This is a genomic window from Ruegeria sp. CDSB086 (assembly GCF_059611065.1).
Window position 1 is genome coordinate 1 of the sequence record NZ_JBXWOV010000024.1, and the last position, 3,729, is coordinate 3,729.

3 protein-coding genes are annotated in these 3,729 nt (G+C 62.2%); all 3 read right to left on the reverse strand.

The features are described 5' to 3' along the window. Window positions 1-2,150 (reverse strand): aminomethyl-transferring glycine dehydrogenase (gene gcvP / locus AC2FIO_RS22760; protein ID WP_496700159.1); only part of this gene is annotated, 2,150 nt, incomplete at its 3' end. Between the two features lie 112 nt (window positions 2,151-2,262). After that, a complete protein-coding gene (gene gcvH / locus AC2FIO_RS22765) occupies window positions 2,263-2,628 on the reverse strand; it encodes a glycine cleavage system protein GcvH (RefSeq protein WP_058271403.1) in 366 nt (121 codons plus the stop codon). Between the two features lie 18 nt (window positions 2,629-2,646). Beyond that, a partial coding sequence (gcvT, locus tag AC2FIO_RS22770; protein ID WP_496700161.1) for a glycine cleavage system aminomethyltransferase GcvT occupies window positions 2,647-3,729 on the reverse strand: 1,083 nt, incomplete at its 5' end.

Below are 3,729 nucleotides of genomic sequence, written 5' to 3' on the forward strand. Positions count from 1 at the left end.
ATCGGGCCCATGCCGGGGCCACCACCGCCATGCGGGATGCAGAAGGTCTTGTGCAGGTTCAGGTGGCTGACGTCACCGCCAATGTCACCCGGACGCGAGAGACCGACCATGGCGTTCATGTTGGCGCCGTCGATATAGACCTGACCGCCGTGATCATGGGTGATCTGGCAGACCTCCTGCACGGTGGTCTCGAACACGCCATGGGTCGAGGGGTAGGTGATCATGCAGGCGGCCAGATGGTCCGAATGCTTTTCCGCCTTGGCGCGGAAGTCATTCAGGTCGATGTTGCCCTTGTCATCGGCCTGCACCGGCACAACCTGATAGCCCACCATCTGCGCCGAGGCCGGGTTGGTGCCATGCGCCGAGGTCGGGATCAGGCAGACATTGCGGTGCGCCTCACCGCGCGCGGCGTGATAGTTGCGGATGGTCAGCAGGCCTGCGTACTCGCCCTGCGCACCCGAGTTGGGCTGCTGGGAGATCGCGTCATAGCCGGTGATCTGGCACAGCTTGTCGTTCAGATCATCAATCATCTCATGATAGCCCTGCGCCTGATCTTCGGGGCAGAACGGGTGCAGATTGCCGAACTCGGGCCAGGTGACCGGGATCATCTCGATCGTGGCGTTCAGCTTCATGGTGCAGGAGCCCAGCGGGATCATTGCCCGGTCCAGCGCCAGGTCGCGGTCAGCCAGACGGCGCATATAGCGCGTGATCTCGGCCTCGGCCCGGTTTTTGTGGAAGATCTCGTGGGTCAGGTAGGCGCTTTCGCGCAGCGCGTAATCCGGCAGGCGGTAGAGCTTGTTCGAGCTGTCATCCTTGCGATCGATGCCGAAGGCACCCCAGACGGCCTCGATGGTCTCGGGGCGGGTCTGTTCGTCCAGGCTGATGCCCACCTTGGTCTCACCCACCTTGCGCAGGTTGACACCGCGGGCCACGGCGGCCTCCATCACGACATTCTGCAGGTGGCCGACCTCAACCGTGATGGTGTCGAAGAACACCTCTGGTTCCACGGCAAAGCCCGCCTCTTCCAGACCGGCGGCCAGGCGCGAGGTCTTGCGGTGCACCGATTGCGCGATGGCCTTGATGCCGTCGGGACCGTGATACACGGCATACATCGAGGCAATCACCGCCAAGAGCGCCTGCGCGGTGCAGACATTCGAGTTGGCTTTCTCGCGGCGGATGTGTTGCTCACGCGTCTGCAGTGCCAGGCGGTAAGCCTTGTTGCCGCGCGCGTCGATCGACACGCCGATGATCCGGCCGGGCATCGACCGCTTCAGCTTGTCACTGGTCGCCATGTAAGCAGCGTGCGGACCGCCATAGCCCATCGGCACGCCAAAGCGCTGGGTCGAGCCGATGGCAATATCCGCGCCCATCTCACCCGGTGACTTCAGCAGCGCCAGCGACAGGATGTCGGCAGCAACAATGGCAATGGCTTTATGTTCGTGCAGGGCGGCGATCTCGTTGGTGAAGTCGCGCACATGGCCGTGGGTGCCGGGATACTGGAAGATCGCGCCAAAGACCGACCCTGCGTCCAGCGTGCCCGGGTCGGCCACCTGCACATCGATGCCCAGAGGCTCGGCGCGGGTTTTGATCACCGCGATGGTCTGCGGGTGGCAGTTCTTGTCGACGAAGAAAGCCGCGTTGTTGGCCTTTGACCGCCCGCCGCGCTTGGCCATCGCCATCGCTTCGGCTGCGGCTGTGGCTTCGTCCAAGAGCGAGGCGTTGGCCACGTCCAGCCCGGTCAGGTCGCTGACCATGGTCTGGAAGTTCAGCAGCGCCTCAAGCCGGCCCTGGCTGATCTCGGGCTGATAGGGCGTATAGGCGGTGTACCAGGCCGGGTTTTCCAGGATGTTGCGCAGGATCGGCGCCGGCGTGGTGGTGCCGTAATAGCCCTGACCGATCAGCGAGGTCAGAACCTTGTTCTTGCTCGCCACCTCTTTCATGTAAAAGAGCGCATCGCGTTCGGTCATCGCCGGACCCCAGTCCAGCGGCTCTTTCTGCCGGATCGCAGGCGGGACGGTGGCGTCGATCAGCTGGTCCAGCGTCTTGAAGCCAATCACCTTGAGCATGTCGCGCATTTCCGTCGGGCTGGGCCCGATATGGCGGCGGTTGGCGAAGTCATAGGCTTCGTAATCAGTCAGTTTGAAGGCCATAGGTCATGCTCCTCAGGGAATGTCTCGCCCGGCCGCTCTGGCAGGAGCCTCCGGCGGGGATATTTTTAGCCAGATGAAGGGGCGGATCCGCGAAAGGACCCGCCGTTTGGGTTTACCCGATCAGGGCCTTGTAGCCGTCCAGATCCATCAGATCCTCCAGCTGCGCGGCATCCGCGATCTTGATCTTGTAGATCCAGGCTTCGCCCTCGGGGTCTTCGTTCAGCGCGCCGGGGTTGTCGGCCAGCGCTTCGTTCACTTCCGTGATCTCGCCATCGACCGGGGCATAAAGCTCGGAGGCGGCCTTGACGGATTCGATCACGCCGATCTCGCCGCCTTTTTCAAACTCATCGCCTGCTTCCTGCTGCTCCACGAACACCACGTCGCCCAGCTGTTCAGCCGCGTGCTTGGTGATGCCCAGAGTGGCCGTGTCGCCTTCGACGGTCAGCCATTCATGCTCTTCGGAATAATAGGTTGCCATGTTGTCTCTCTCCTGACTTCAACGCTTGTAATTCTGTTTGACGAAGGGCAGCGCCACGATCTGCGCCGGCTGCGGCTTGCCCCGGATGATCAGGTTCACCGTCTCGCCCGGCTCACCGTGGCCCTTGGAAACATAGCCCATCGCCACCGGTCCGCCGACCGTGGGGCCAAATACGCCCGAGGTGATCTGACCGATCGTATTGCCCTCGGCGCACTGGATTTCCACGCCCTGACGCGCTGGAGCGCGGCCATCGGGCTTGATGCCAACCAGCTTTTTAGCAGGGCCTTCGGCCAGTTCCTTCTGCACACGCTCCGCACCCGGAAAGCCGCCTTCTTCCTTGCGGCGCTTCTGGATCGCCCAGCCGAGGCTGGCCTCAATCGGCGAGGTGCTCTGGTCGATGTCATTGCCATAGAGGCACAGACCCGCCTCCAGCCGCAGGCTGTCGCGCGCGCCCAGACCGGCCGCTTCGCAATCCTCATGCGCCAGGAAGGCTTTCGAAACTTCGATCGCCTTGTCCTCGGGGATCGAGATCTCATACCCGTCCTCGCCGGTGTAGCCCAGCCGCGAGATGCGGCAGTCTACGCCGTTGATCGGGGCCTCAGTGGTTTCCATGAACTTCAGGTCGCGAGCGGCAGGGCACAGATCCCCAACCACGTTTTCCGCTGCAGGGCCCTGCACCGCCACCAGCGCGCGGTCGAAGATCTCGGTCACTTCGACGCCGTCCAGATTGTCTCGCATATGCGGAATGTCCTGATGGCGCAGCGCGGCATTCACCACCACGAAATAGTAATCCCCCGCATTCGACACGATCAAATCGTCCATGATCCCGCCTTCGGCATTCGTAAAGAACCCGTACCGCGCCTTGCCCGGCTTCAGGGTCGCGTAAGCCTGCGGGCACAAAGCTTCCAGCTTCTCACCCACATTCTCACCGCGCAGGATCACCTGACCCATATGAGACACATCAAACAACGCCGCCTTCTCACGACACTGCTTATGCTCCCCCATAATCCCCAAAGGATACTGAACAGGCATCTCCCACCCAGCAAAATCAACCAACTTACCCCCCAACTCAACGTGCAAAGAATGCAATGGGGTGCGTTT

Bases quoted from the DNA above. Each gene is read 5' to 3' on its own strand.
- gcvH (WP_058271403.1), bottom strand. From the start codon at position 2,628: ATGGCAACCTATTATTCCGAAGAGCATGAATGGCTGACCGTCGAAGGC.